Origin of the sequence: Bacillus cereus group sp. BfR-BA-01524 (assembly GCF_022662595.1) — a bacterium.
GTDB lineage: Bacteria > Bacillota > Bacilli > Bacillales > Bacillaceae_G > Bacillus_A > Bacillus_A thuringiensis_S.
Genome location: NZ_JAKUDW010000013.1, coordinates 63178 through 89300 on the forward strand (window position 1 = coordinate 63178; position 26123 = coordinate 89300).

A 26123-nucleotide genomic window follows, 5' to 3' on the forward strand; every position below is an offset into this window, starting at 1 on the left:
TTTATTATGTAGTCTATTTGTTACAGCACCTGTGCTGTTTGTGAAGATAGTAAACTGTACCAACCTGCAACAGTTGGACGTTCTGCTAAATCTGCAAAAGTGATTTCTTTCCCTTCACGACGCCATTTCTCTACTAAACTCATAATTCTGACCGAATCAAGCCCTCTATTTAATAAGTCCTCATCAATATCAATACTCTCTACTGGCTCACGAAGTAGTTGTGCAACTAGTTCATGCACTTCCTGTATAGTGATTCCTTTACTCTCATCACCTTTTACACTTTGTAAATCTTTTAACAGTAGGTTTGTTGATGTCGTTACTGCACATCTATTAGATGCATACTCCAATGCTTGTTTATGATGCTCTAGTGAAAAATCAGCAACTGCATCTGCTACAAAGAACGGCTCTATACCATCCATAAATGCTTCACAAGCTGTTAAAAGACAGCCAATATGCGCATAAATACCGCAAATAATGAGTTGATCTCTTCCTTGTTCATTTAAAATTTCTAATAGATTTGTCTTTTTAAATGCACTATATCTCCATTTTGTTAGGAATATATCATCTTCATCAGGAGTAAGTTCATCAACAATTTTCTTTTTATCTGGTCCAGCAGGAATACCGTCACCCCAAAAGTCTTGTAATAAACCTCGTTGTTCTAACGTTTGCCCACCAGGTTGTGCTGTATAAACAACTGGTATACCAAGTTCCTTACATTTTTCTCTTATCATTTTAATATTTGAAATAAGTTCTACTTTTGGTGATTCTTTATCGCTATATGCATCAAGAAAATATTCTTGCATGTCATGAATTAAAAGTACTGCACGTTTCGGATCTGGTGTCCAATTCACTTTATTTTTTGGTAGTTCTGATTCAATTGGCATTTTATATACTGAAATAGATGGGATAGCCATCTAATCACTTCCTTCCGGTTTTTATTATTGTTTTACTATAATTAGTTTTTCAGCAATGACTTTACGTAGTTCTTTTTTGCTGACTTTTCCGACTCCTGTTTGCGGGAATGATTCAATAAATTCAATTCGATCTGGAATTTTATAAGCCGCGATACCACGTTCTCTTAAAAACATTTTTAATTCACTTACTGCCGGAACTTGTCCGCGAGCTATAACAAAAGCACAGGTGCGTTCACCTAAATAATCGTCAGGCATAGATACAATTGCTACGTCATGAACTGCATCGTGTGCTAATAGATGATTTTCAACTTCTTCCGCAGCAACTTTCTCACCACCACGGTTAATTTGATCTTTATCTCTTCCTTCTACAATGATGTATCCTTGTTTATTTACTTTTACAAGATCACCTGTGCGATAAAACCCATCCTTTGTAAATGATCGTGCATTATGCTCTTCGGCTTTATAGTAACCACGAATTGTATATGGACCTCGTGTTAATAAACTACCTACTTCGCCAAGTTTTACATCGTTGTCATTTTCATCAACAACTCGTACTTCATCGAGTGCAGACATTGGTCTACCTTGTGTATAAATAATAATTTCTTCCGGATCGTCTAATCTTGTATAGTTCACTAATCCTTCCGCCATACCGAATACTTGCTGTAACGTACATCCAAATGTAGGACGTATACGTTTTGCAACCTCAGCGCTAAACTTAGCACCACCTACTTGAATAACCTCTAGGCTTGATAAATCGGCATTACGAGAAGATGCAGCATCAAGCCAAATCATTGCTAATGGCGGAACGAGCGCTGTAATTGTAACCTTTTCTTTTTCGATGAGAGCAAATGCCTCATCTGGACTACCACCAGTTGCCAATACCACTTTTCCACCCGCATAGAAAGTTCCAAATGTCCCTGGAGAACTCATTGGGTAATTGTGTGCTACTGGAAGAACTGCCATATAGACACTTTCTGCATTCAAATTACAAATTTCAGCGCTTACACGTAAACTATAAATATAGTCATCATGTGTTCTAGGAATTAATTTAGAAAGACCTGTTGTCCCTCCTGATAATTGGAGAAATGCAACATCACTTGGCTGAACTTCTGGTAATGAGACGGGATCCATATACAGATCATTTATGTTCACAAACTCTTCTTCTTCCCCCACTACAATTACACGTTGTAAAGTTGGCACTTTCTCTTTCACTTCTCTTGCTAGTTTTCGATAATCAAAACCGAGAGCCTTATCTGAAATAACGTAAGCGTTCGCCTCGCCAAACTCACAAAAATAACTAATTTCACTACTTCGATGTGAAGGTAGTGCAAAGACAGGAAGCGCTCCAATTCGAAATAGTGCAAAACATATTTCGAAAAACTCGATAATGTTAGGTAACTGGATTACAACTCTGTCCTCTTTCTTTATTCCTAAACTCAGTAAACCTGCTGCTAAACAATCTACCTTTTTATCAAGTTCACTATACGTTATATGCGTCTTACCGCTTACAACCGCGATTTGATCTCCGTATTTCTCAGCCCGCTCTCTTAACACTCCTCCAAATGTTTCACCAAGCCAACACCCTTCTTCTCGATAACGATCTGCAAATTCTTTTGGCCATTCCGTATAACCTACTAGCATTCTTTCTTCCCCCTATTTTTCATTAAGTGAACTATCTCTTAACCCTAAAGCTTTTAACATTGTTTGGAACTTAGCCGATGTTTCTGCTAACTCATCTTCTGGTTTTGACTCAGCAACAACTCCAGCTCCTGCATATAAACGAAGTGTATTTTCTTGTACTTCAGCACAACGAATTGTAACAATCCATTCTCCATCTCCATTTAAATCGCTCCATCCTAGCATTCCTGTAAAGAACTCGCGGTCAAATGGCTCAATATGCTGTATAGCCTCTCTTGCTTTTTCCATCGGAGTTCCGCAAACTGCTGGCGTAGGATGAAGGGCAATTGCTAATTGTAAAGAAGAAGTATTTGGATCCTTAAGTTCACCTTTCACTTCTGTAGACAAATGCCACATCGCTTCACTATGAATAACTGATGGCTTTTCTGGAACATGTAATGTATGACAATACGGACGAAGTGCAGCGGCAACCGCTTCAACTACTACCGCATGTTCATGTAAATCTTTTGGAGAAGAAAGTAATTCCTCTGCTCTTCTTTTATCTTCTACTGGGTCCTCACTACGTGGCCTTGAACCAGCTAACGGATTAGAAATAACTTGCATACCATTACGTGAAACAAGCAATTCAGGACTTGCTCCAATTAGCGTCTTACTGTTCTCTTTTTCATCTTTCGGTAAATTCACAGCAAATGTATAACCATGCTTATTATGTTCTGCTAATTCTCGCAGAAGTTTTTGCTTATCAATCTTTTCGGAAGATTTAACATCTAACGATCTAGATAGAACGATTTTCTTTAAATCACCGTCCTGTATTTTTTTAATTCCTTGCTTCACACCATTCATATAAACTTCAGGGTCTGGTACTGGCGTCATTTCAAATGTTACGTTCTCATTTGTTTCAAGCTGATTTGTTGTATCCAATTGTAAACGCTCAGAAATTCTACTATATTCTGGTACCATAAGTTGAACTTCTTTTTTACGATCAAATGGCAAAGCACCCACAACGATAGGATTTGGATTTCCAGCTTGTTTCGCATTACTTAATGTCGCTTGCACAAGCTCTGGGAAATTTTCAATTTCACGATGCTTTACTGTAGTAAACTCTCCTTCTGCTAATATAGTTCGAGTTGGTGAAGCGAAAAAGAATGAAGATTCAGTCTTATAATCTTCTAAAAGTTTTTCTGACAATTCCTTTACAGCTATATGTTCATTCATAATATAATAACCTCCTGAATTTTTATTAAACTCCTAACGTAGCACCGCCATCGACACATAAATTGTGCATTGTAATATGACTTGCTCTATCTGAGGCTAAAAATAACACTGCTTCAGCAACTTCTGAAGGTTGTGCAATTTTTTGTAATGGAATTCCGAGTCTATATGTATTTTGAGAACCAGCAATTATATTTTTAGCTCCATTCTCATCAGCCCATAGTAATCTTTGCATCTCAGTTTCAGTAGAACCTGGAGAAACTAAGTTGCAGCGTATATTGTATACCGCAAGCTCTAGTCCTAAACATTTCATAAACATCGTCGTTGCAGCCTTTGACGCAGCATACGCAGCCATCTCCATTCTCGGCGTATTTGCCGCATTTGAACCGACTGTAACAATTGCCCCTGATTTTCTTAACATCATATTTTTACTTACCGTTCGGGACATATTGAAAACCCCTGTAGTATTTACAGAGAATGTTTTATTCCAATCTTCATCACTTAACGAATGAATTGGTCCCATACGCAAAATCCCTGCAACGTTTACTAAAATATCTATTGGCGCTATTTCATTTGCAATATGATTTACCATGTCTTCAACAGCAGCGCTATCACTCACATCTAAACGAAACGTTTTCATACGTGTATTATTTAATTCATTTTGATTTAAGAGTACATTTAACCCCTCTTCATTTTGATCAACCGCAATAACTGTGGCTCCTCTTTCTAAAAACATTTTGGCAACAACACTGCCTATGCCTTGTGCTGCACCTGTTACTAAAACTGTTTTCCCATCAAATTCCCCTAAGTTCATTTTCTCTATCCTTTCACATAAACATTAATTTCATTAAGTAACACCAATGATATTGATTTTCATTATCAGTTGTGTTGTAAAAAATAATACACTTACTAAACTAATTGGTCAAGTGCGCATTACTTTAAAATCCATTTTATTGATAATGTTTTTCATTTACTATCTTACACCGAAATGATAATGTTTCTCAATAAACTTGTCAATCTTTTTTTATTTTTCAGACAAAGTATTTTAATGCTTCTTAATAAAATCATATGTAAACGTATTAAATGTACTTATATTATAAATAAAATTCCAAATCCTCTTTTTAAAATTGAAGAAGACAAACTAGAGATACGTTCATTTACAATGCTTTATGAAAAACTCAAGTATATATTTTCTCAATATTTTTCTGAAAATATATCTTACAAATACTAACGAATGTCTTCTTTATCATTTAAGATTTAATATATATTTCGAATGCCATGTATCAATTTATCATATTCCAATATAATCCAAATGGGTGTTCCACTCACTTTTACATCTATAAAAATCCCAAAAGTAATTTAACCTTGTTAAAATAACTCATAAAAAAAAGCATCCTAATTAATAGAATAGGATGCTTTTTCGTAATCATAGTGTTATAGAAGATTTGTATACTTACGCTACGCTGCGATACTCTTCTTCGTGTTCTTTTTTCTGTTTAGGTGCTTGAATTAAAATTGCGATAATGAATGACACGACACATAATACACCGATCACCATGAACGTTGGTTTGAATCCACCTAGAAGTGCACCGATAAAGGAACCTGCAAGCGCCCCAAATCCAAATCCTTGATACACAATTCCGTAGTTCTTACTATGGTTTTTCATACCGAAGAAATCACCAACAATAGCTGGGAAAATAGTGATATTTCCACCAAAGCAAAACGCTACACTTGCTACACATACGAAGTATATACCGTAATTTAAATCTACAAAACTTAGAACTAAGACTGAACTCGCCATAACAACAAAAGTACCAGTAACGATTTTTAAACGCCCGATTTTATCCGATAACGGTCCTAAAATGATACGACCTAATGTATTAAAGATTGCAACCATAGCCACCGCATTAGCTGCTGTTGCTGCGCTAAGTCCTACAAGTTGAACACCAATGTCTTTTACCATACCAATTAAGTATAAGCCACTCATACATGATGTAAATAACATGATAAATAATAAGTATACTTGTTTTGTGCCTAACATTTCTTTCGTTGTGTATTCCTTAGTTTTTGTTTCATGAACTGCTCCTTGATCTGCAGCTTGATGAATTAAACAAGCACCAATTACAATCATAGCTGTAACAATTAAACCCCAGTATATAAATGCTTGCGATACACCAACTGATTCAATCAACTGTGCGTTAACGTATTTAAAGATTAAGCTACCTGAACCATATGCAGAGACAGAAATACCAGCAATTAGACCTTTACGCTCTGGAAACCACTTTATTAAATTTGATAGTGAAGTGATATATGCTGTACCATCTGCATAACCTACAACAACTCCTGCTAGTACATAAAGCAATATTAATGAAGACGCTTGTGAACTAAGTATTAACCCTAGTCCTAATGCTAATCCAGCTATCATAATAAGTTTACGAAGTCCCCATTTTTCTTGCAATTTACTCGCAAATAAAGTTGAAAATGCTAAAGAAAGACTAGTAATTGAGAAAGTTATCGCAACAGCGTTAAGACTCCAACCGTATTTACTAACTAAAGGCTGATTGAATAAACTCCATGTATATATCGTTCCAAGCCCCATTTGTACTATAACTGTGCCAAGGACAACGAACCATGGATTAACAGTTGATTTTTTCATATCTTTCCGCCTCCTCTTTCTATTTCAATGCTATTCGCTAAAATTACTTTTTTTATGTTCATTTTGGTCACCTCTTTTGATTTAACACCTTCATTGTATAAGATGTTTCCGTTTATGTAAGCACTTACAAGATAGAGCGTCAAAAACATGGAATCAGTTACAAGAAACGAAGGATGAAATACAAAAAGCTACTGATTAAATACAATAGAAAAATTTTTTATACTTCGATTCACCTTATTTTTTATAAAATCACAATTTTTTTCCCAATAAATAAAACTAAATATTCACTAATATATCTATCCGTGGTTTAATATATATAATAAAAAAATATTTCTGTCTTTAATGAGGAGGTACTATGAAAGCAAACGTAGGGGATACTATACTTTTTCAACGAAACAATTTAAAGATTACAGGATCTGTATTAAAACTTTATACTGAATCGGTCTTAGTTGAAATTACAAATGTAAGCGGTGGTACTTTTGAATTTGATCGAACAATTGTAAATCATAAAAACTATAAAGTTTTAAATACAAATACATAAAACAACACAAAATAGCCCCTGCTAAACAGCAGGGGCTATTTTATATAAAAATATTTCACTAGTTTATATACCCTAAAACATTAACAATCTTACTCGCTTTTAAATTGTTAATATGATAATAAATTTCTAAACCTCTTCTCTCTGCTCGTAACACTTTACCCTTCATTTTTGATAAATGTTGTGAAACAGTAGATTGCGGGATGTTCAGTAACTCTGTTAATTGTGTTACATTACAAGTTTTTCTTGTACTTAATTCATTTACAATTTGCAGTCGGATTGGATGCGCCATAATTTTTAAAATATCTACATCTTCTTCTGAAACTAAAGTTTTTTTCATTTCACTTGTATATGTTGTCATAAGACATTCCCCTTTTATATGAATTCCATTTTTATAAGATCTATTTCCAAAATTTTTAAAACCCTCGATTAAAACTTTCATATAGAAATAAAAGGATTTTAAATTTTTGAAAACAGAACTTACATTCACTTTATTTATTTGGTACATATACATAATACAATGTTAATATGTGCTCTATGTGAAGTTCGCATAAATTTGTGATGAAGATTTATTTAGCCACTCGCATCCTACTCATCTAATTACCCACTGCATAAAATCATCAGTTATTTTAACACATTTTAGGCGTTTGTATATACTATTTATAAAACAACTTTTATAAAGGGGAATTCATATGCCTACAGCGTTACAAGAAGAAGTCGAAGAAGCACGGGAAACATATGTCAGTCGTATCATCTTAGTTGGAGGATCCGCTTTATTTTTAGTAGGCGGGGTTATCTCAGCAATTTCAGCCTTTAAAGCTTATAATCGTTTGGAGAATACGCCGCCTTCTACAGATAATTCATAGATATTTTATAAAATAAAACGTCGCCTCCAATATGAAGAGACGACGTTTTATGATTCATACATATGACACTAAAAGTATCAGTAGATTCCCTACTCCATCTTCTAAGCTTACTTCACCACAAACCTAGTCTGACTACAACCATCCTTCTGCTTCGTTACTTCTAATACAGCTGGCATTGCGTTTTTCAGTTCTTGTACGTGTGAAATGACACCGATAAATCGGCCTGATTTTTGTAGGTCAATTAAGGCATCAACTGCTTTCGTTAATGATTCTTCATCTAATGAACCGAACCCTTCATCGATGAACATCGTTTCGATAGAAATACCACCTTCATATGCTTGAATGACATCTGCCATTCCTAGCGCTAAGCAAAGTGATGCGTTAAATTTCTCTCCGCCGGATAATGTTTTTACATCGCGCGTTTGGCCAGTGTATGCATCGTACACATCTAAGCCTAATCCACTTTGACGGTTTCTTTTTTCAACTCGTTCACTTCGTTTTAAATAAAATTGTCCATTTGATAATTTACGTAGTCGTTCATTTGCGATTTGAACGATTTGTTCTAAATACTCAATTAAAATGTAACGTTCAAATGATATACGACTTTCGTTATCACCTTTCATTACTTCATATAAATCAACAAGTTCTTGGAAGGCTTTTTCTTCCTCGTGAATTTGTTCGTCAATACGTCTAATGTTTTCATGTAAATCAGAAATATATGTTACCGCATTTTGCGCACGTTGACGTTTTTCTTTAATTATATCGAGATTAATTTCTAGTTCTTTTATGTGTTCACCTAAAGATGTAATATCCATATACTCTTTATCTTTTAATTCTGAGTTTAGCTCTTCAATTTGTTTTGCAAGCACTTCAAGAGATGAATAATAACCTTGAATTTCTTTCTGTAACATCTCCATCTCGGCATCGCTTAATTTGGCTGCTTTATACGTGAATTGATCTGTAAATCCGCTTTGTTCTAGTTCTTTCATAAAGCGTGCGAAAGTCTCTTCTTTCTTCAATTTTGCACTTTCAAATTGATTAGAAGCACCTTTCTGTTCTGCTTGAATACGTATATTTTCATTTTGCCAATGCTGATACGCTTCCTGCACTTTCTTCCATTCATCCTCCATAAACTTGAGTTCGTGCATAGCTTGGTCAAACTGTGCTTTCCAAGCTTGTACTGTTTGTATGTTTTCTGGAATATTTCGTTTATCATGTTCATATGACGTACGAAGTTGCATGCACTCCATTTCTGTACGGTGCTGCATTGTTTCTACTTCCCGTTTTTGTTTCTGAAGTTCTTCTATTTTTTCTTCTACGCTTTTCATGTTCGCAGCAATCTGCTTACGTGTTTCTTCACTTGCTTTTAACGTATTAACGTCTGCTGCTAATTGTTTTCCTTTTTGAACAAGTGCACTATATGTTTCAACTAATTTTTCGGAGTTATAGCCACGCTTCACAACTTCTTCTATCACTTGTTCATATTGTAGTCGATAAAAATTCCATTTCTCCTCTACTTGCACATGTAATTTTTCAGCAATGTTCTTCTTATCTCTTAAATCGTTTAACTCTTTTTCATCGATCGCATTACTTTGCTCTGTAGCTTTTTGCGGATGATTCGTACTACCACATACTGGACAAGATTCACCGTCATGTAAATGAAGAGCTAATATACCAGCTTGTTCACTTAACCAGCGGCGCTCCATGTTTTCGTATGCGCGAACTGCCACTTGCATTTTATTATTTGCCGATTCTTTTTCTTGCTCGAATTTTTGTTTTTCTTGCCAAACATCATATGCTTGCTTTAAAACTTTTGCATCTTCTCGCATATTCGTTAGTTCTTCTACTTTAGCTACATATTGCTCAAGTGCTTGTTCTAATTGTTGCAATTCATCAGACATTCTCTGTTTTTGGCTTGTATGCTCTTCTAGTTGTTGATCCAACTTTTGCATACTTTCTTTTAATTTCCCTATTTGAATCTCGGCATTTTGTAAATTCAGCTTTCTCTCAGCTAATGATTCAATGATTGCTTGTAACTCTTCTAATCTTTGAACAAGTTTTTTAGCCTCTTCTCGTTCAGCTTCTTTATTCTTTACTACTTCATACTTCTCCTCAGCAAGTTCAAAGCTGTTCATTATCTGTTCTTGTTTGACGATTATCTGTTTTAACAAACTTTCAGCTTTCTGCTCATTTTGCATCGCTTCTTCATACCATTGTTCAAATGGTAATAAGCGCTTTGCTTGTTCCGCACGTTTAAAGGATTTTTCTTTTCTTTCAATTGCTGCACGGTTCTCTTGTAAAGTGTTATATTTCTCATTCTTTTGTTGTAAATCTATAAATTTCTCATTTACAGATTTTGCTGCATGAAAACGTGTTTCTGCATCCTTTAATTGCTTCGTTTGAACATCTTGTTCTACTTGTAATTGCTCAACCTCTGCCTTATACACTGTTGTTTCTTGTTCTAACGCTTCTACTACTTGATGCGTATTTACATGTTCTTGTGCCGCTAATGTCTCTAATAATGCTCCATCACGGATTGGTAATTTAAAAACATTACGGAAATAGAGCTCTCTCTCTTTTTGTTTTTCTTGCAAGACGTCTTTCCATTGTTTTCTCTTTTGATCAAGTAACTCACGCATTAATTTATAACGATCCGTTTTAAAAATGCGACGTAAAATCTCTTCTTTGTTTTCTGTCTCAGATGTTAATAGTTTTCGGAATTCCCCTTGTGGTAACATAACAATTTGGCTAAATTGATGTTTACTTAACCCAATTAAATCCTCCACTTTTTTGTTTACGTCTGTTACATGAAAACGATCGACGGCTGGAACGTTTTCTCCATCAATCACTTCATATAATTCTACTGCATGTCCTGTAATGGTCTTATTCCCTTGTTTTTTATGTCCAAGTTGTCTTTTTATTTCATAGCGCTTCCCTTTTAACTGAAAGGTTAGTTCTACACTTGTATAAACATCATCATCAGCAAATTGACTTCGAAGCATGCTCGTATCACTACGTTCTTCTCCACTAGCCTCACCATATAACACATAACAAATCGCATCAAAAATCGTTGTTTTTCCAGCTCCCGTATTCCCAGAAATAGCGAAAATACGATGTTCTCCAAGATCTTCAAAATCGATTACTTCTTTCTGTTTATATGGCCCGAATGCTGTCATAATAAGCTGAATCGGTCTCATCCTCGTTCACCTTCCCGTTCTTGCACTGTTTGTAATACATCTATAAATAGGCGTTCTTTCTCTTCTGATAAATCTAACCCTTTCATTTCTTTATAGAAAGCCTTTAAAAGAGATAAATCATCCGTTTTATGTCTTGAAACAGTTACTTCATTTGTATCTGTGAGTTCTCGCCTTTGCATCGCTCTTTCAACGTGCATTGCATTTGGATATACAGATCGTATTTTCTCCATTGGCTGTAAGACAGGGTTTTCGTCTAATAATTTTACAAATACGTAATCTTCACTTACTGGGTGCTGTAATAATTCATCTATTTTCGCTTCTACTGTTCGCATTTTACGACGTGGTGAAAGTAACCTTTTTTCAATTGCTACTTCACCAGTTTCATTCAGTTCTACAATGTAATAACCTTTTTTATGTTTCTCTTCAGAAATTGAATAGGCAAGTGGTGAACCTGAATATCTAATGGTCTCATTACGTACGAAATGCGCTTGATGTAAATGTCCAAGCGCTGTGTAATGAAACTTATCAAAATAATGACTATTTACATATTCAGCACCACCAATTGAAAGTGGTCGTTCTGCATCACTTGTATTCTCCTCCGCTTCTCCTGAAGAAGTTACAAATGCATGTCCAACAAATACATGTCTAGCTTCTTTATCCATTGTTTCAGAGAGCTCATTCATAAAAATGCGCATCGCATCATCATGAGAACGTACGTCTTCATTTTTCAACACGTGTCTAACTATGCTTGGGTCTGCATACGGTATTAGATGGAAGTGAACCTCTCCATATTCATCATTTAGTACAACAGGTTCATACGGGAATTGAAATTGGCCTGCAATATGTAATCCCTGTTTTTTCATTAAACTACTTCCAAAATGGATACGATCCGGACTATCATGATTACCAGCTACTGCAATAACTGGTGTTTGTAAATCAATAACTATTTTTTGCAGCACATCATTTAATAAGTCTACTGCTTCTGTAGGTGGAATTGCTCGGTCATATAAATCCCCTGCAATAATTACAGCATCTGGTTTTTCTTCTTCAACAGCCTGTACAAACTGATCTAATACAATCTTTTGGTCTTCAGTCATATACACGCCATGAACAAGCTTACCTAAATGCCAATCCGCTGTATGAAATAACTTCATATTTTTCTACTCCTTTTAATTTACTGATTTTAGTGAAACGAGTTGATAGTTTATTGTAGTTTTTCCGTTCTCCCACTCTAGCTTCAATATCGTTGCACTTCCAATTCTTTCTTCATTTGATTTATATAAAGGCAATATTTCTTGAATTGTAAATAAGTGATAACCATCCAATATTAATTGAAATATATTTTCTTCAATATGTAATCTTACTTCTTTTTCATTTGAAATAATTTTTGTGTGCATCTCAAATTTCATGATAGATACAACCCCTTTTTATAATCTCTACATTTTAATAGTATAGTGGCTATGCAAGATTGACAAGTACATACACAGCAAAGTACATACTTTTCTATTGTTATATGTTTTATGTATTTTATATAAAATACGGTATGTGAAATTTTATATTTTCCCCAAAATAAAAATGCCTATTATGACATCTTTATTTTTGTATAAAGTCTTTCATTACATAATATAAAACGGTAATTAAAACGATTGCGACGAAAAATGAGAACACTGCGACAATGTACCCATCTTTATTTAATAAAATACAGAATGAAATAGATATTATAAAAATCGGAAATACGAGACGTACTTTATCCTTCACTTCTTCTGTCGTATCTGTATGATGAAAATACTGCGTTATCCCTATCATTAAAGAAGACAAAATAATAACCGACAATAGTAAAGGTCCTGGCATTCCGATTTCTCCTTTCTCTATTTCTAATTCAGTGTAAAATTTTTTATTACAATTGTACGATTCATTTTTTCTTCAAACACTCTTTTTAGAATTGATAATGAACAATTCACACCTATATAATAGCGCTTTTATCATTATAACTTCAAATAATTACACTTACAGTAATGTTGTAATATTCCCCCTCAGTCTCTGAAATCCTGCAAAGATAACTCGTCAAAATACGCGGTGACCAAATTAATATTTACCGTCAACTTTTGACGAAATTTATAAAGGACATTTCAGTACATATCAAGAATTAAGAATAAGAAGATATGTAAGGGAGGATGCATTATGACTGAACACGTTTTATTTTCTGTTAGTGAAAACGGCGTTGCAACAATTACTTTAAACCGTCCAAAAGCACTTAATTCTTTATCTTATGACATGTTACAACCTATCGGACAAAAACTTAAAGAGTGGGAACGCGATGAGCGTATTGCACTTATCGTGTTAAAAGGAGCTGGCACAAAAGGTTTTTGTGCAGGTGGCGACATTAAAACTCTTTATGAAGCGCGTTCCAATGAAGTGGCATTGCAACATGCAGAAAGTTTTTTTGAAGAAGAGTATGAAATTGATACATATATTTATCAATATACAAAACCGATTATTGCTTGTTTAGATGGAATTGTAATGGGCGGTGGTGTCGGTCTTACAAATGGTGCGAAGTATCGCATTGTAACTGAACGTACGAAATGGGCAATGCCAGAGATGAATATCGGCTTCTTCCCAGATGTCGGAGCTGCATATTTCTTAAATAAAGCACCTGGATATACAGGACGCTTCGTTGCTTTAACAGCATCTATTTTAAAAGCTTCTGACGTATTATTTATTAATGCTGCTGATTACTTTATGACATCTGATTCATTACCAGAGTTTCTTACTGAACTTGAAAGTGTAAATTGGCATAAAGAAGATGATGTACATACTAATTTAAAAGAAGTTATTCGTACATTCGCAACTGCTCCAAACTTAGAAAGCGAGCTGCCTCCTTCATTAGAAGTAATCAATTCACATTTTGCTTTCGATACAATTGAAGAAATCATCCATTCATTGGAGAAAGATGAAAGCTCCTTTGCTCTAAAAACGAAAGAAACACTGTTATCAAAATCCCCTATTTCACTAAAAGTAACATTAAAACAGTTTATTGATGGACAAGATAAATCCGTTGAAGAATGTTTCGCTACGGACCTTATACTTGCTAAAAACTTCATGAGACATGAAGATTTCTTCGAAGGAGTACGCTCCGTTGTCGTTGATAAAGATCAAAATCCGAATTATAAATATAAACAGTTAAGTGACGTTTCAGAAGAAGATGTGAATCGTTTCTTTAATTTACTTAATGCATAAAATGAAACTGTAACGAGTGGGTGGTTTGTTCATCCCCCACCTAATTTCTTTGCTCCAGCTAAATCTTGTGCGGTGGAAATCTTACTACTCGCAAATTGCGGGATAAAATCGAGGCTATATAGTAGTGAAATTACAGCTACTATATAGCCTTTTTTATTTAATAATTTTTAATAAAATTTAATTTTATTAAATCCATTTTTGTGCTACACTGATTTTAATCAAATATTCTAAAAATAAAAAGGAGGGGCGGCTATGATAGAAAATTATCTTCTTTTCATCATTATGTCTATTTGCCTTATCATTTTACCTGGTCCAGATACAGCAATGGCTACGAAAAACACATTGGTTGCTGGTAAAGTCGGTGGAGTGAAAACAGTGTTTGGTACATGTATTGCACTATTAATTCATACTTTAGCTGCTGTAATTGGTCTTTCTGCACTTATTGTAAAGTCAGCTCTTTTATTTTCTATTTTCAAGTACGTTGGGGCTCTCTATTTAATATATATCGGTATTAAAGCCCTTTTAGCAGTAAGAAACAAAGAAAACTTAGATACAAATGATCTATCTTTGAATAATGAAAACGAACATACTTCTTGCTTTCGCCAAGGATTTCTTACAAATTTATTAAATCCTAAAGTTGCAGTCTTCTTTTTAACTTTTTTACCGCAATTTTTAAATCCAAATCATAATACATTTATTCAACTTCTTGTAATGGGCCTTACTTACCTCGTTTTAACAGTCATTTGGTTTGCATTTTATATATTTTTAATTGATAAAATTAGTGCTTTTATGAAAAAACCAAAGACGCAACGTTATATTCAAGGGCTAACAGGAGTCGTCCTAATTGGATTTGGTATTAAACTAGCTTTTGAAAAAAATAATTAACAAGATGAAAACCACCACTATTAATAGTGGTGGTTTTCATTTAATAGCTGATTTGGCTGTTTACTCTATATTAAAACCAGCGCTCAGTTACAACTTTTTTACGTGTATAGAATTGAACGCCATCTGTACCATTTGTACCTAAATCACCAAAGAATGAAGCTTTATTTCCTGCAAATGCGAAGAATGCCATTGGTGCTGGAACGTTTACGTTTACACCAATCATACCAGCATCGATGTTATCACGGAATGTTTGTGCATGTTTACCATTTGACGTATAAATAACCGCACCATTTGCAAATTTAGATTGATTTGTTAGTTTAATACCTTCTTCTAAATCTTTAACACGTACAATGCTTAATACTGGAGCAAAAATTTCATCTTGCCAAATTTTCATTTCTTGATTCACGCCATCAAAGATTGTCGCACCTACAAAGTAACCTTCTCCAACTTCTTCATTAATTTTACGGCCATCTACTAATAAAGTTGCCCCATCTGCTACACCGCTATTAATATAGCCTAAAACGCGCTCTTTATGAGATTCACGGATTAATGGTCCAACATAGTTATCTTCGTTAAAGCCATCGCCTACTTTTAATTTTTTCGTTTCTGCTACTAATACATCAATGAATTCATCAGCAATCTCATCCACTACTGCTACTACTGAGCATGCCATGCAGCGCTCTCCACTACTTGCAAATGCAGATCCAATTACACCTTGTACTGTTTTCTCAAGATTGCAATCTGGCATTACAATCGCATGGTTTTTCGCACCTGCTAACGCTTGTACACGTTTTCCGTGTTTCGTACCTGTTTCATATACGTAACGAGCTACCGGCTCAGAGCCAACGAACGAAACAGCTTGAATATCTTTATTTTCTAAAATGCTATTTACAACATCTTTTCCGCCTTGTACTAAATTTAATACGCCTTTTGGGAAACCTGCTTCATAGAATAATTCTACAAGTCGCTCCGCTAAAAGTGGCGTTCTTTCCGATGTTTTTAATACGAATGTATTACCGCAAGCAATTGCAAGTGGGAACATCCATAACGGAATCATCATCGGGAAGTTAAACGGCGTAATACCAGCAACAACTCCGATTGGGTAGCGCCAAATTGATCCATCAATTCCGCTAGCAATATTCGGCAGCGCTTGACCCATCATTAAATTTGGCGTAGATGTTGCAAGTTCTACCGCTTCAATACCACGCTGTACTTCACCTGTTGCATCCGTTAGCGTCTTACCATTTTCTAGCGTAATGATTTTTGCAAGCTCATCTTTATTTTCTTGTAATAGCTGCAAATATTTATATAAATTTCTTGAACGATTCGGAACTGGTACTTTAGACCATGTTTCGAATGCTGCTTTTGCCGCTTCAACAGCTTTTTCAACATCTTCTTTTGGAGATAGTGGAACGTAAGCGATAATTTTTCCAGTCGCTGGATTTGGAACTGCTTCTACTTCCGTACCTGTCGATTCAACCCACTCACCGTTAATGTGATTTTTTACTCGTTTAATTTCAGTTGTAATCATTATATTCTCTCCTTTGTATAATTTATTTTTGATTAGAAATTAATTGCTCGCTAACTTTCTTATATAAAGCTGCCATATCATTTTCACCATATCCAGCTTGACTCGCTTCGTCATATACGTTTAATAACATTTCGCTTACCGGTAAATGGAGTTCGCTTTCCTTAGCTAAGTCAACTGCAAACCCTAAATCTTTCTTCAATAAGTTCACAGTAAATCCTGGCTCGTAGTTTTCAGGTGCTATAAAACTTTTAAAATTACGTTCATAGATTCTGCTTTGACCATAACTTACATTTAAAATATCAAACATTTTATCTAAATCCATATTGTTCTTTTTCGCTAATGTTAAAGCTTCACTCACACCAGCTGTATAAAAACCAATTAATAAGTTATTAATTAACTTAACAGTTGTACCACTATCAATCTGCTCACTAACGTGGAAAATATTCGCGCCTAGTACGCCCATGATAGATTCCGTTTTCTCATATACCTCTTTTGATCCACCAACCATAAACGTTAATGTACGATTTTCGGCTCCAATTACACCGCCGCTCACAGGTGCTGCTAAAAAGTTTACTTTCTTTTCCTTTGCAGCTTCCTCTAATTGTTTGTTTAACTGCGGCGATACCGTACTTGTATCAATGAAAACTACATTTGAGTGACCATTTTCAAATAATCCTTCTGCTCCAAAATATACCGCTTCAACAGCGCGAGGTGAAGGTAAACTTGTAAAAACTACATCACATGTTTCTGCTAGTTTTGAGATTGATAGACCGATAATTCCGCCTTCTTTTTCAAAGGACGCTTCTGCCTCTTTATTTAAGTCCACGCCATATACTGTGTAACCTGATTTAACTAGATTTTTTGACATCGGAAGACCCATGTTACCTAAACCGATAAAACCAATCTTTTTCATATCGCTTTCCTCCTATTTACACAATATATTTCCCGCGATTTATAATAGCTTTCGCAATTTCTCTCTTCTTCGTAAATACGTTCGTGTATAAAGGTACTAATAATTGACGGATTTCAGCTAAAATCACATGTCTATCTTGTTCTTCTGTGACAGCCGCCGAAAGTACAGAAATCGCTGCTTCTTCTACTTTACGGTATCCTTCTTCACAAATAACATCCGTTATGAGTTGCTTCGTACGTTCTTTTTCCTCACCATTTTTACTTACCGCTTTTCTCGTACGTAAAAACGCTGATTCCATGACGTACACGTCCGTCAACATATTTGAAATTACACGTGAATATTCTTGTTCTTGGTCGATTTTTAGACCTGGAGTTTTAGAGAGCGTTTTCAAAGATTGTTTCAACAATTTTTTCGCTAATAATATGTAACGATGGTTTCTTTCGACATTTGCTACATCACTTTCTACTTCAGTATCTTCTAATTGTTCGATTTGCTTCATTAACATTTTGGCAACTGTTAATCTATTAATTTCATTCGTTCCTTCAAAAATACGACTAATTCTAGCATCACGATATAATCGTTCTACCTCATACTCTTGCATATAACCGTAACCACCATGAATTTGTACAGCTTCATCTACGATATAAGCAAGTGTTTCAGAAGCGTTCACTTTATTCAGTGCACATTCAATTGCAAATTGGGACATTTTCTTCATAAGATCTTCATCGCTCTCATGAATTGCTTCATCGATTACACCTGCTGTACGATAAGCTGCACTTTCTGCTCCATATGTAGCAATGATCATATTTGCAATTTTCTCTTGAATCATCGTAAAGTCTACTAATTCCGTTTGGAACTGTTTTCGCTCTTTTCCATATTGAACCGACAAACCAATTGCTTGTTTTGCTGTTCCAATATTTCCAAAAGCAAGTTTAAGTCTAGCAAAGTTAAGAATATTAAGGGCTACGTGATGCCCTTTCCCAACTTCCCCTAAAACATTTTCAGCAGGGATGACAACATCTTCTAAAATAAGAGTCGCTGTTGAAGAACCTTTAATCCCCATTTTCTTTTCTTCTAATCCAATAGATACACCTTCACATGTTCTTTCGACAATAAACGCTGTCATTCCTTTATTTGTCTTCGCAAAAACAACGTATACATCTGCCATATGAGCATTTGTAATCCATTGCTTCTCACCATTTAACTTCCAAGCTGTACCATCTTCATTCAATACTGCGCTCGTTTTTGCACTTAATGCATCCGAGCCAGCATTTGGCTCAGTTAAAGCATAAGCCCCAATCCATTCTCCTGATGCAATTTTCGGTAAATATTTTTCTTTCTGTTCTTTCGTTCCGTAATATATGTAAGGCAATGTACCAACACCAGCGTGTATATTAAAGGAAACGCTAAATGCCCCAGCATATCCCATTTTTTCTGCTACAAGCCCTGAAACTGCCTTTCCTAACTCAAACCCGCCAAACTCTTCTGGGACTTCAATACTTAATAATCCAAGTTCTCCAGCTTTCTCAAATAATTGACGAGAAACTTTATAGTTATGTTTTTCTATATTGTCCATTTGTGGAACAATTTCTTGTTTAACGAATTGTTCTGTCGTTTTTGCGATTAAATCTTCATCACCTGAAAAATCTTCTGGCGTAAAGAAAGCATGATTCACATCTTTATTAAGTGAAAAAAATTCATCCCACGGTAACTTCGTTTTCTCCATCTGAATCCCCCTATCATTTCGGCCTTACTTGCTACTATGTATGCTCGTCTACGATGAGTGGAATTTCTTATTTTTGAAAACAGAAGGCGATGAATTTTCACATCAAGCAGTTCGTTTTGCCAAAGATGTATTCTCATCGCCTTAGTTGTTTTATCTATTGATCCTCTGATAATACTGTTTTTGCAATTCCAGTATCTAATTCTTCAAAGTCATGATATGAAATTGTTTCATATAACTCACTTCTCGTTTGCATACTTGAAAGTGCATCTTTTTGAGAACCTGTTTCCTTAATTAAAGTAAACACATTCTCATATGCTTTCGCTGCAACACGAAGTGAAGTTACAGGATAAATAACCATTTGGAAGCCCATATTTGCAAATTCCTCTGCACTATAATACGGTGTTTTCCCGAACTCAGTCATATTCGCAAGTAAAGGCGCATTTACTTTACTATTAAATAGACGGAACTCTTCTTCTGATTGAAGCGCTTCAGGGAATATCGCATCTGCACCTGCTTTTACATAGGCGTTCGCTCTTTCGATCGCTTCATCTAAGCCTTCTACACCGCGAGCATCTGTACGTGCCACAATATATAAGCTTGGCGCAACTTCTTTAATCGCTTTAATTTTTTGAACTAATTCTTCTGTAGTAACAAGTTTCTTACCATTTAAATGTCCACATTTCTTCGGTAATTGTTGATCTTCAATTTGAACAGCCGCAACTTTTGCTTCCACCATTTCTACTGCTGTTCTCGCTACGTTTAATACACCGCCAAATCCTGTATCAATATCAACAAGAACTGGTAAATCTGTAACTCTAACTAGATCTCTTGCTCTCTCAGCCACTTCAGTAGACGTCACGATACCTAAATCTGGTAAGCCTTTACTTGCAGTATAAGCAGCTCCTGATAAATAAAGAGCTGAAAAACCTGTATTTTTTGCAACTAAAGCCGCCATTGCATCATGAGCACCTGGAATTTGCAAAATTTCATTTGCTTCTACTAAAGCTCGGAATCGATTCGCAAGCTCCTCTTGTGTTGACTGCTTTTTCACAACCCAAGCCATTCTAAATTCCCCCTATTATTAAATTAAGAATAGATCTACAAATTCATTTACATTCATATTTTCTAGCTTTTCTTCATTTAAACAAACTTCATGAATTTGTTCTTGTTGCTTACTAGAATAATGACCTGCCATATTTGCAGTGAATTTTTGAACAACTTTTGGAATTGCTTCGTCTCTACGGAAACGATGACCAAGTGGATATTCACATTCCACATTTTCTGTTACAGTGCCATCCTTGAAATGAACTTGAACAGCGTTGGCGATTGAGCGCTTGTTCGGGTCAAGGTAATCTAAACTGTACTGTTTGTTTTCAACAACAACCATCTTATTACGTAATTCATCTACACGTGGATCATTTGCTACTGCATCCTCATAGTCATCCGCAACGATATCTCCTTTTAATAAACCAATTGCCGTAATGTATTGTAAACAATGATCACGATCAGCCGGGTTATTTAATGGACCTTCTTTATCGATAATACGAATTGCTGATTCATGAGTTGTAATTGTAATACGGTCAATCTCATCTAATCTTTCTTTAATTTCTGGATGTAATTTCACAGCACACTCTGCAGCTGTTTGTGCATGGAATTCTGCTGGATATGATACTTTAAATAATACATTTTCCATTACATAAGACTCTAGTGGTCTAGCTAATTTTAATTCTTGTTTGTTAAATAATACATCTTGGAATCCCCAACCTGGTGCAGATAATGCTGTTGGATAACCCATTTCACCTTTTAGAGCAGTCATTGCAAGATGAACACCGCGGCTCGTTGCGTCACCTGCAGCCCATGATTTACGTGAGCCCGTATTTGGAGCATGACGATATGTACGAAGACTAGAATTATCAATCCACGCATGTGATAATGCATTAAAGATTTCTTCACGTGTTCCGCCAAGCATTTTCGCAACTACTGCAGTTGTTGCTACTTTTACATATAATACATGGTCAAGACCAACTCTGTTTAAGCTGTTTTCTAAAGCAAGGACGCCTTGAATTTCATGTGCTTTAATCATCATTTCTAATACTTCACGTACTTTTAAAGCTTCTTTTCCTTCTGAAATACGAACACGGCTAATATAATCTGCAACCGCTAAAATTCCGCCTAAGTTATCAGATGGATGTCCCCACTCTGCTGCAAGCCAAGTATCGTTATAGTCTAACCAACGGATCATACATCCGATATTAAATGCACCTTTTACTGGATCTAGTACATAAGACGTACCTGGTACACGTGTACCATTTGGCACGACTGTTCCTGGCACAACTGGTCCTAGTAATTTCGTACATTCTGGATATTGTAGTGCTAAAATTCCACATCCAAGTGTATCAAGTAATACGTAACGAGCTGTACTGAATGCTTCTGCACTAGTAACCTCTTTATTTAATACATAATCCGTAATCTCTTCTAATAATGCATCTTTTTGCTTAATTTCATTTGTTTTAATCATGCTATCCTTTCCTTTCTGTCGAAAATTCGTTATTATTAATGATGGGTGTCGGTCAAACACCCATCTGGCGGGCGGCGCTAACAACTCCCCAGTTGTTCTTATTTACTAAGTACATGTCGCTCGCCAATATAATTTACACGTGGACGGAACAAACGATTATTTGCATGTTGCTCAATAACGTGTGCACATAATCCCACTGTTCTAGAGCTAAAGAAGATTGGTGTGTAAAGTTGAATTGGAATACCTAGCATCCAATATACTGGAGCTGCATAATAATCAAGATTTGGATAAATTCCCTTCTCCTTTTCCATAATCTTTTCTCCAGCTTCACACATTTCATATAGTGTATAATCACCTTTTACATCACATAACTGTTTTAAAGCTTCCTTCATCATAAGTGCTCTTGGATCCATCTTCTTCATATAAACACGGTGTCCAAAGCCCATAATTTTTTCTTTGTTATATAGTTTCTTCTGTAATAACTCTTCAAATTTCTCAACATTACCAGCTTCTAAAAGCATGTACATAACCGCTTCATTTGCACCGCCATGTAAACTTCCTTTTAAAGATGCAACTGCACCTGTTAAAGCACCGTATAAATCTGATTGTGTTGATGCAATAACGCGAGCTGTAAATGTAGAGTTTGGCATTTCATGCTCACTATATAAAACAAGGGAACGATCAAAGATCTTCTCCTCAAGTTCAGTTGGTTTTTTACCAGTTAACATATAGAAGAAATTCGCACTATAAGATAATTCTTTAAGAGGTTCAATTGGCTCCTCATTATTTAAAATATGATAGCTATTCGCTACAATGTTTGGCACTTTACTTAACAGCTTGTACCCTCGGCTTTTATTCACTTCTAACGAGCGGTTTTCGATATCATTATCGTAACCAGCTAACGCCGACACACCTGTACGTAATCCATCCATAGGATGCGTCTCTTTAGGCAATGCCTTTAGTACGTTGAATACACCTTCTGGTACTGCATATTCTTCTTTTAATTTCTTTTCAAGTACTGCTTTTTCATCTTCATTCGGTAGTTGTTCCTCCAATAAAAGGTGCACAATGTCTAAATACTCTTTTGTTTTTGAGAGTTCGATTAAGTCATACCCTTGAATTACAATTTCACCTTTTACTGTGTCAAGAAACGAGATTTTCGTCTCCGCTGCCACTATACCATCTAATCCCGGGGAAAATTTTTCTTCAGCTTTCATCATTATTTCCTCCAATCCTAATAGATCTTCGTGCACATAACTGTAAGCCTTTACAATATTGTGAAACTACATTTCTATTTCAATGTATCAGAGTTTTTAGAAGATTTCAATTTATTTTATAATGATAAGTTTCCTACACTTTTTTTACTGTAACAATACAATTTTTTGAAAATAATTATTATGTTTTATAAAGAAAGAATAGACTTCTTTGTGTATTTTCAAAAACAAGATATAAAGATTTTTCATATAACACCGCCAAATACACCATTATTCTAATTTTATTTGAGAAATAGAAAAAACGAGCTGTACATAAATACAGCTCGTTACTATATGATATTTATTTCACTATCTCTTAAATATAATTTTTATATAAAACTTATTCATTTTTAATAAAGTTATTATTTTACATAATTAAATTGAATTTCTTCCATTTTCTCATGATAACTTACAAATAAATCATAGTTTTGAAAATACCAAAGATCATCACAATCTACAAAGAATATAATACCTTCCTTCTCAACTGACACTATTTCCCCATCTGCTTTCTCAGCAACAACCCCTCAAGAATATCCGGGCTGAATTGAACTATCCCCTCCGTACCTTACAGTAAAACGTACAGATTCACCGTGCTTTATACGTAATTCTTCCTGGAACCATTGCAGAGCTTTACGATCAATTGAAATTCTCATCTTTATTCCTCCAGTTTACGCAAACTCTTTTTTTCCTAATCGTTGTTTTACAAAGAAGACGAAAATAATTAAGGCTATTAATGCTGAAATTGCGCTCCCTGAAAATAAAATACGATAACCAAACATTTGTGAAACCACTCCAAGTAAAATAGCACCTAATCCGATTCCTAAATCAAATGCTGTAAAAAATGAAGCATTCGCAACTCCTCTTTTACTCGGATCAACAATTGTAAGCATTGCCGCTTGCAAAGCTGGCTGCGCTGAACCAAATCCAATACCGTATAATGTTGCTGCGATAATTACACCTAACAAACCATTTGAAATAGTTAAAACAACTATAGCTAAAATAGTAATACATAATGCGGGGAGTATGATGAATACTTCTCCATACTTATCTAATAGTTTCCCTGAAATTGGTCTTACAATTGTTAATGCAATTGCATATACAAGAAAGAAAGTTCCCGGATTCACATGAATTGATGATGCAAATAACGGTAAAAAGGTTGTAATTCCTCCATATGCAAACGATAAAAAGAATACTACAATCGTGATTGTTAATACGGATTTCTCAAATAGCTGAATTTTTCCTTTTTCTTTTTGTGGCGTAAATGGCATCTTCGTTATTAGTGATAATACGACTGCCATAAAAGATAACAACGTCGCTAATAAAAATAGACCATGAAATGAATAATTTTGTACAACCCATAGTCCAATCATTGGTCCGATCGCCATTGCAATTGTCATCGCCATCCCGTACCAACCCATACCTTCACCGCGGCGTGAATCTGGAATAATATCCGTTATTGCTGTTCCAACAGCTGTTGTAGAAACAGCCCATGTTACTCCGTGAATAACACGTAAAACAGCTAAAAGGACAATAGTCGATGCTATATTATAGGAATACATCGTTAATCCAAAAAAGATGAGTCCGAAAATAATAAAGGAGCTTCTACCATATTGATCTAACATTCCTCCAATAATCGGTCGTATTACAACAGCAGCTATTGTAAACATCCCCATCATGAGTCCAACTTGCGATTCATTGCCACCTATCTCTTTAATAAATAGCGGTAGCGTTGGGACAAGTAAATAAAATCCTGTAAATAAAAATAACATTGCGAAAGTCATTTGAATAAATGATTTCGTCCATAATCGTTCCATAAAAACCCCTCCATACACTCGTAAAATATTACGATTAACACCCTCATTGTACATTTTATTGATCTTTTTTCCCTCCGCAAATAGACGTATCTTTTCTTATTAAATAGTCCACCATCAGCTTACATTAGTCTTAAGACTTTGTACGCATGTTTTAAACGAAAGTCCTATATATGTACCTTTATACGTGTGAAAAGAATATACTAATTTATTATCACAACTTAGGAGTGATTATTTTATGTGGGTATTATCATCAAGAGTAACTGTCGCGGTTCCTTCGATACCCGAAATACATGCCCCCGCCGTTCATACAGCAAGTTCCGATGTCGGCATTGAACTTCCAGCAATTTGGCAACAATACCAATCACCAGGTCAAACTACCCCTTCATTTTGGCATCATGGTGCCCATCCAAGTAGCACTACCTTTTATCACCCTAGCTACGCTCCACCACCTCAGGCCCAAGTCTTTTATCATTTCCCATCAATTTATTTTCAAAATTTTTATGGTACGTTTAACATTTAATAGCCATCACTGTATTCCCCCTACATTGCAATAAAGATTAACTTCACTCCAGTTTCAACATAAAAAAGTCGAATTTCCTAAATAAGAAATTCGACTTTTTAAATTGTTTCCCCAACTAAAGTAACCATTAAAGAAAGATATTTATTAAAGATTTGAATATAATTTTTACTTATTTAATACTTTATATGATTCATCACAGTTAGTCACTTTGCGGGATAACCAACACATACCATCTTTTGCAAATAGACTTTCCTCTCTTTACGTTAATTCACTCTTTTTCTTCTATCCAGCCCTTAACATTACATTTTCTGTAGCAAAATGAAAAAAGCACTTAAGATTGTAAATTCCTACAAATCTTAAGTGCTCTTTTGAAAACTTTTCTATAAATTTTTCTTATTGTCCATTATTGGCAGGAACCTCTCCTGCATTTCCACCATTATTTGGTTGTACTGTTGCAGGTGGGGTTGGAGTTCCTTGACCTCCATCATTATGTGCTGGAGGTGTCGTTCCTTGGCCTCCTCCGCTATTTGCTGGAGGTGTCGTCCCTTGGTTTCCTCCGTTATTCGCTGGAGGTGTCGTTCCTTGACCTCCTCCGTTATTTGCTGGAGGTGTCGTTCCTTGGCCTCCTCCGTTATTCGCTGGAGGTGTCGTTCCTTGACCATTTCCGTTATTTTGTTCATTTTGTTTCTTTTCTTCTTCTTGTTT

22 protein-coding genes and 2 pseudogenes are annotated in these 26123 nt (G+C 35.3%); 5 read left to right on the forward strand and 19 right to left on the reverse strand.

Going from position 1 to position 26123, the window contains the following annotated elements; all coding sequences use genetic code 11:
* Window positions 1-20: 20 nt before the first annotated feature.
* From MR170_RS06645 to MR170_RS06665, 5 genes are all read right to left on the reverse strand, one after another.
* On the reverse strand, window positions 21-914 hold the full coding sequence (locus MR170_RS06645; protein WP_088114356.1) for an isochorismatase family protein: 894 nt from the start codon (window positions 912-914) through the stop codon (window positions 21-23).
* 24 nt (window positions 915-938) lie between these two features.
* Window positions 939-2555 carry a (2,3-dihydroxybenzoyl)adenylate synthase gene (locus tag MR170_RS06650; RefSeq protein WP_029442250.1) on the reverse strand — a complete coding sequence of 539 codons (1617 nt, stop codon included), beginning with the start codon at window positions 2553-2555 and terminating at the stop codon, window positions 939-941.
* 12 nt (window positions 2556-2567) lie between these two features.
* On the reverse strand, window positions 2568-3767 hold the full coding sequence (gene dhbC / locus MR170_RS06655; RefSeq protein WP_242307794.1) for an isochorismate synthase DhbC: 1200 nt from the start codon (window positions 3765-3767) through the stop codon (window positions 2568-2570).
* A 25-nt stretch (window positions 3768-3792) separates the two neighbouring features.
* On the reverse strand, window positions 3793-4578 hold the full coding sequence (gene dhbA / locus MR170_RS06660) for a 2,3-dihydro-2,3-dihydroxybenzoate dehydrogenase (RefSeq protein WP_242307796.1): 786 nt from the start codon (window positions 4576-4578) through the stop codon (window positions 3793-3795).
* Window positions 4579-5217: 639 nt separating this feature from the next.
* Complete coding sequence (locus MR170_RS06665; protein ID WP_000750109.1) at window positions 5218-6420, reverse strand: L-lactate MFS transporter; 1203 nt, start codon at window positions 6418-6420, stop codon at window positions 5218-5220.
* 355 nt (window positions 6421-6775) lie between these two features.
* On the opposite strand from MR170_RS06665, the gene MR170_RS06670 reads away from it, so the two are divergent.
* Window positions 6776-6961, forward strand: coding sequence for a YkvS family protein (locus MR170_RS06670; protein WP_000646793.1), 186 nt, complete (start codon window positions 6776-6778; stop codon window positions 6959-6961).
* 58 nt (window positions 6962-7019) lie between these two features.
* On the opposite strand, the gene MR170_RS06675 is transcribed toward MR170_RS06670, so the two are convergent.
* Complete coding sequence (locus MR170_RS06675) at window positions 7020-7319, reverse strand: ArsR/SmtB family transcription factor (protein ID WP_000214794.1); 300 nt, start codon at window positions 7317-7319, stop codon at window positions 7020-7022.
* A 331-nt stretch (window positions 7320-7650) separates the two neighbouring features.
* On the opposite strand from MR170_RS06675, the gene MR170_RS06680 reads away from it, so the two are divergent.
* A complete protein-coding gene (locus MR170_RS06680) occupies window positions 7651-7824 on the forward strand; it encodes a hypothetical protein (RefSeq protein WP_016081721.1) in 174 nt (57 codons plus the stop codon).
* 107 nt (window positions 7825-7931) lie between these two features.
* On the opposite strand, the gene MR170_RS06685 is transcribed toward MR170_RS06680, so the two are convergent.
* From MR170_RS06685 to MR170_RS06700, 4 genes are all read right to left on the reverse strand, one after another.
* Window positions 7932-11021, reverse strand: coding sequence for an AAA family ATPase (locus MR170_RS06685; protein ID WP_016081722.1), 3090 nt, complete (start codon window positions 11019-11021; stop codon window positions 7932-7934).
* Window positions 11018-12175, reverse strand: a complete 1158-nt coding sequence (locus tag MR170_RS06690) for an exonuclease SbcCD subunit D (RefSeq protein WP_000765150.1) — start codon at window positions 12173-12175, stop codon at window positions 11018-11020. The genes MR170_RS06685 and MR170_RS06690 overlap by 4 nt, the downstream gene beginning before the upstream one ends.
* Window positions 12176-12190: 15 nt before the next feature.
* Window positions 12191-12430: a DUF2584 family protein gene (locus tag MR170_RS06695; RefSeq protein WP_000667344.1), complete on the reverse strand. Its 240-nt coding sequence runs from the start codon at window positions 12428-12430 to the stop codon at window positions 12191-12193.
* A gap of 184 nt (window positions 12431-12614) precedes the next feature.
* The gene (locus tag MR170_RS06700; protein WP_001119409.1) at window positions 12615-12872 is read right to left on the reverse strand and encodes a hypothetical protein; all 258 of its coding nucleotides are present in this window, start codon (window positions 12870-12872) and stop codon (window positions 12615-12617) included.
* A 330-nt stretch (window positions 12873-13202) separates the two neighbouring features.
* On the opposite strand from MR170_RS06700, the gene MR170_RS06705 reads away from it, so the two are divergent.
* Both MR170_RS06705 and MR170_RS06710 read left to right on the forward strand, forming a co-directional pair.
* Window positions 13203-14258: an enoyl-CoA hydratase/isomerase family protein gene (locus tag MR170_RS06705; protein ID WP_242307798.1), complete on the forward strand. Its 1056-nt coding sequence runs from the start codon at window positions 13203-13205 to the stop codon at window positions 14256-14258.
* A gap of 252 nt (window positions 14259-14510) precedes the next feature.
* A complete protein-coding gene (locus MR170_RS06710) occupies window positions 14511-15143 on the forward strand; it encodes a LysE family translocator (RefSeq protein WP_000572360.1) in 633 nt (210 codons plus the stop codon).
* 70 nt (window positions 15144-15213) lie between these two features.
* Here MR170_RS06710 and MR170_RS06715 read toward each other — a convergent pair whose 3' ends face one another.
* From MR170_RS06715 to MR170_RS06750, 8 genes and pseudogenes are all read right to left on the reverse strand, one after another.
* Complete coding sequence (locus tag MR170_RS06715; protein ID WP_000633344.1) at window positions 15214-16674, reverse strand: CoA-acylating methylmalonate-semialdehyde dehydrogenase; 1461 nt, start codon at window positions 16672-16674, stop codon at window positions 15214-15216.
* A gap of 22 nt (window positions 16675-16696) precedes the next feature.
* Window positions 16697-17587 carry an NAD(P)-dependent oxidoreductase gene (locus MR170_RS06720; protein ID WP_016081726.1) on the reverse strand — a complete coding sequence of 297 codons (891 nt, stop codon included), beginning with the start codon at window positions 17585-17587 and terminating at the stop codon, window positions 16697-16699.
* Between the two features lie 16 nt (window positions 17588-17603).
* Window positions 17604-19313, reverse strand: coding sequence for an acyl-CoA dehydrogenase family protein (locus MR170_RS06725; protein WP_242307800.1), 1710 nt, complete (start codon window positions 19311-19313; stop codon window positions 17604-17606).
* A gap of 154 nt (window positions 19314-19467) precedes the next feature.
* On the reverse strand, window positions 19468-20376 hold the full coding sequence (gene prpB, locus MR170_RS06730) for a methylisocitrate lyase (RefSeq protein WP_242307801.1): 909 nt from the start codon (window positions 20374-20376) through the stop codon (window positions 19468-19470).
* A gap of 18 nt (window positions 20377-20394) precedes the next feature.
* Window positions 20395-21831, reverse strand: coding sequence for a 2-methylcitrate dehydratase (gene prpD, locus MR170_RS06735; RefSeq protein ID WP_000598139.1), 1437 nt, complete (start codon window positions 21829-21831; stop codon window positions 20395-20397).
* A 98-nt stretch (window positions 21832-21929) separates the two neighbouring features.
* Entirely contained in the window at window positions 21930-23051 is a 1122-nt protein-coding gene (mmgD, locus tag MR170_RS06740; RefSeq protein WP_016081729.1) for a citrate synthase, read from the reverse strand.
* Between the two features lie 395 nt (window positions 23052-23446).
* Window positions 23447-23737: pseudogene (locus MR170_RS06745) on the reverse strand (HesB/YadR/YfhF family protein).
* Window positions 23738-23752: 15 nt separating this feature from the next.
* Window positions 23753-24898, reverse strand: coding sequence for an MFS transporter (locus MR170_RS06750; RefSeq protein ID WP_098641294.1), 1146 nt, complete (start codon window positions 24896-24898; stop codon window positions 23753-23755).
* A 235-nt stretch (window positions 24899-25133) separates the two neighbouring features.
* Between MR170_RS06750 and MR170_RS06755 the strand changes: the two genes are divergently transcribed.
* Entirely contained in the window at window positions 25134-25418 is a 285-nt protein-coding gene (locus MR170_RS06755) for a hypothetical protein (protein WP_016081731.1), read from the forward strand.
* 393 nt (window positions 25419-25811) lie between these two features.
* On the opposite strand, the pseudogene MR170_RS06760 reads toward MR170_RS06755, so the two are convergent.
* Window positions 25812-26123, reverse strand: a pseudogene (locus MR170_RS06760) (penicillin-binding protein); the annotation flags it as partial.

Coding starts and splice junctions, on each gene's coding strand:
- prpD (WP_000598139.1), bottom strand. CDS start 21,831: ATGATTAAAACAAATGAAATTAAGCAAAAAGATGCATTATTAGAAGAG.
- MR170_RS06715 (WP_000633344.1), bottom strand. CDS start 16,674: ATGATTACAACTGAAATTAAACGAGTAAAAAATCACATTAACGGTGAG.
- MR170_RS06755 (WP_016081731.1), top strand. CDS start 25,134: ATGTGGGTATTATCATCAAGAGTAACTGTCGCGGTTCCTTCGATACCC.
- MR170_RS06710 (WP_000572360.1), top strand. CDS start 14,511: ATGATAGAAAATTATCTTCTTTTCATCATTATGTCTATTTGCCTTATC.
- MR170_RS06675 (WP_000214794.1), bottom strand. CDS start 7,319: ATGACAACATATACAAGTGAAATGAAAAAAACTTTAGTTTCAGAAGAA.
- MR170_RS06750 (WP_098641294.1), bottom strand. CDS start 24,898: ATGGAACGATTATGGACGAAATCATTTATTCAAATGACTTTCGCAATG.
- mmgD (WP_016081729.1), bottom strand. CDS start 23,051: ATGATGAAAGCTGAAGAAAAATTTTCCCCGGGATTAGATGGTATAGTG.
- MR170_RS06685 (WP_016081722.1), bottom strand. CDS start 11,021: ATGAGACCGATTCAGCTTATTATGACAGCATTCGGGCCATATAAACAG.
- MR170_RS06705 (WP_242307798.1), top strand. CDS start 13,203: ATGACTGAACACGTTTTATTTTCTGTTAGTGAAAACGGCGTTGCAACA.
- MR170_RS06665 (WP_000750109.1), bottom strand. CDS start 6,420: ATGAAAAAATCAACTGTTAATCCATGGTTCGTTGTCCTTGGCACAGTT.
- MR170_RS06700 (WP_001119409.1), bottom strand. CDS start 12,872: ATGCCAGGACCTTTACTATTGTCGGTTATTATTTTGTCTTCTTTAATG.
- MR170_RS06670 (WP_000646793.1), top strand. CDS start 6,776: ATGAAAGCAAACGTAGGGGATACTATACTTTTTCAACGAAACAATTTA.
- dhbA (WP_242307796.1), bottom strand. CDS start 4,578: ATGAACTTAGGGGAATTTGATGGGAAAACAGTTTTAGTAACAGGTGCA.
- MR170_RS06650 (WP_029442250.1), bottom strand. CDS start 2,555: ATGCTAGTAGGTTATACGGAATGGCCAAAAGAATTTGCAGATCGTTAT.
- MR170_RS06645 (WP_088114356.1), bottom strand. CDS start 914: ATGGCTATCCCATCTATTTCAGTATATAAAATGCCAATTGAATCAGAA.
- prpB (WP_242307801.1), bottom strand. CDS start 20,376: ATGGCTTGGGTTGTGAAAAAGCAGTCAACACAAGAGGAGCTTGCGAAT.
- MR170_RS06695 (WP_000667344.1), bottom strand. CDS start 12,430: ATGAAATTTGAGATGCACACAAAAATTATTTCAAATGAAAAAGAAGTA.
- dhbC (WP_242307794.1), bottom strand. CDS start 3,767: ATGAATGAACATATAGCTGTAAAGGAATTGTCAGAAAAACTTTTAGAA.
- MR170_RS06720 (WP_016081726.1), bottom strand. CDS start 17,587: ATGAAAAAGATTGGTTTTATCGGTTTAGGTAACATGGGTCTTCCGATG.
- MR170_RS06690 (WP_000765150.1), bottom strand. CDS start 12,175: ATGAAGTTATTTCATACAGCGGATTGGCATTTAGGTAAGCTTGTTCAT.
- MR170_RS06725 (WP_242307800.1), bottom strand. CDS start 19,313: ATGGAGAAAACGAAGTTACCGTGGGATGAATTTTTTTCACTTAATAAA.
- MR170_RS06680 (WP_016081721.1), top strand. CDS start 7,651: ATGCCTACAGCGTTACAAGAAGAAGTCGAAGAAGCACGGGAAACATAT.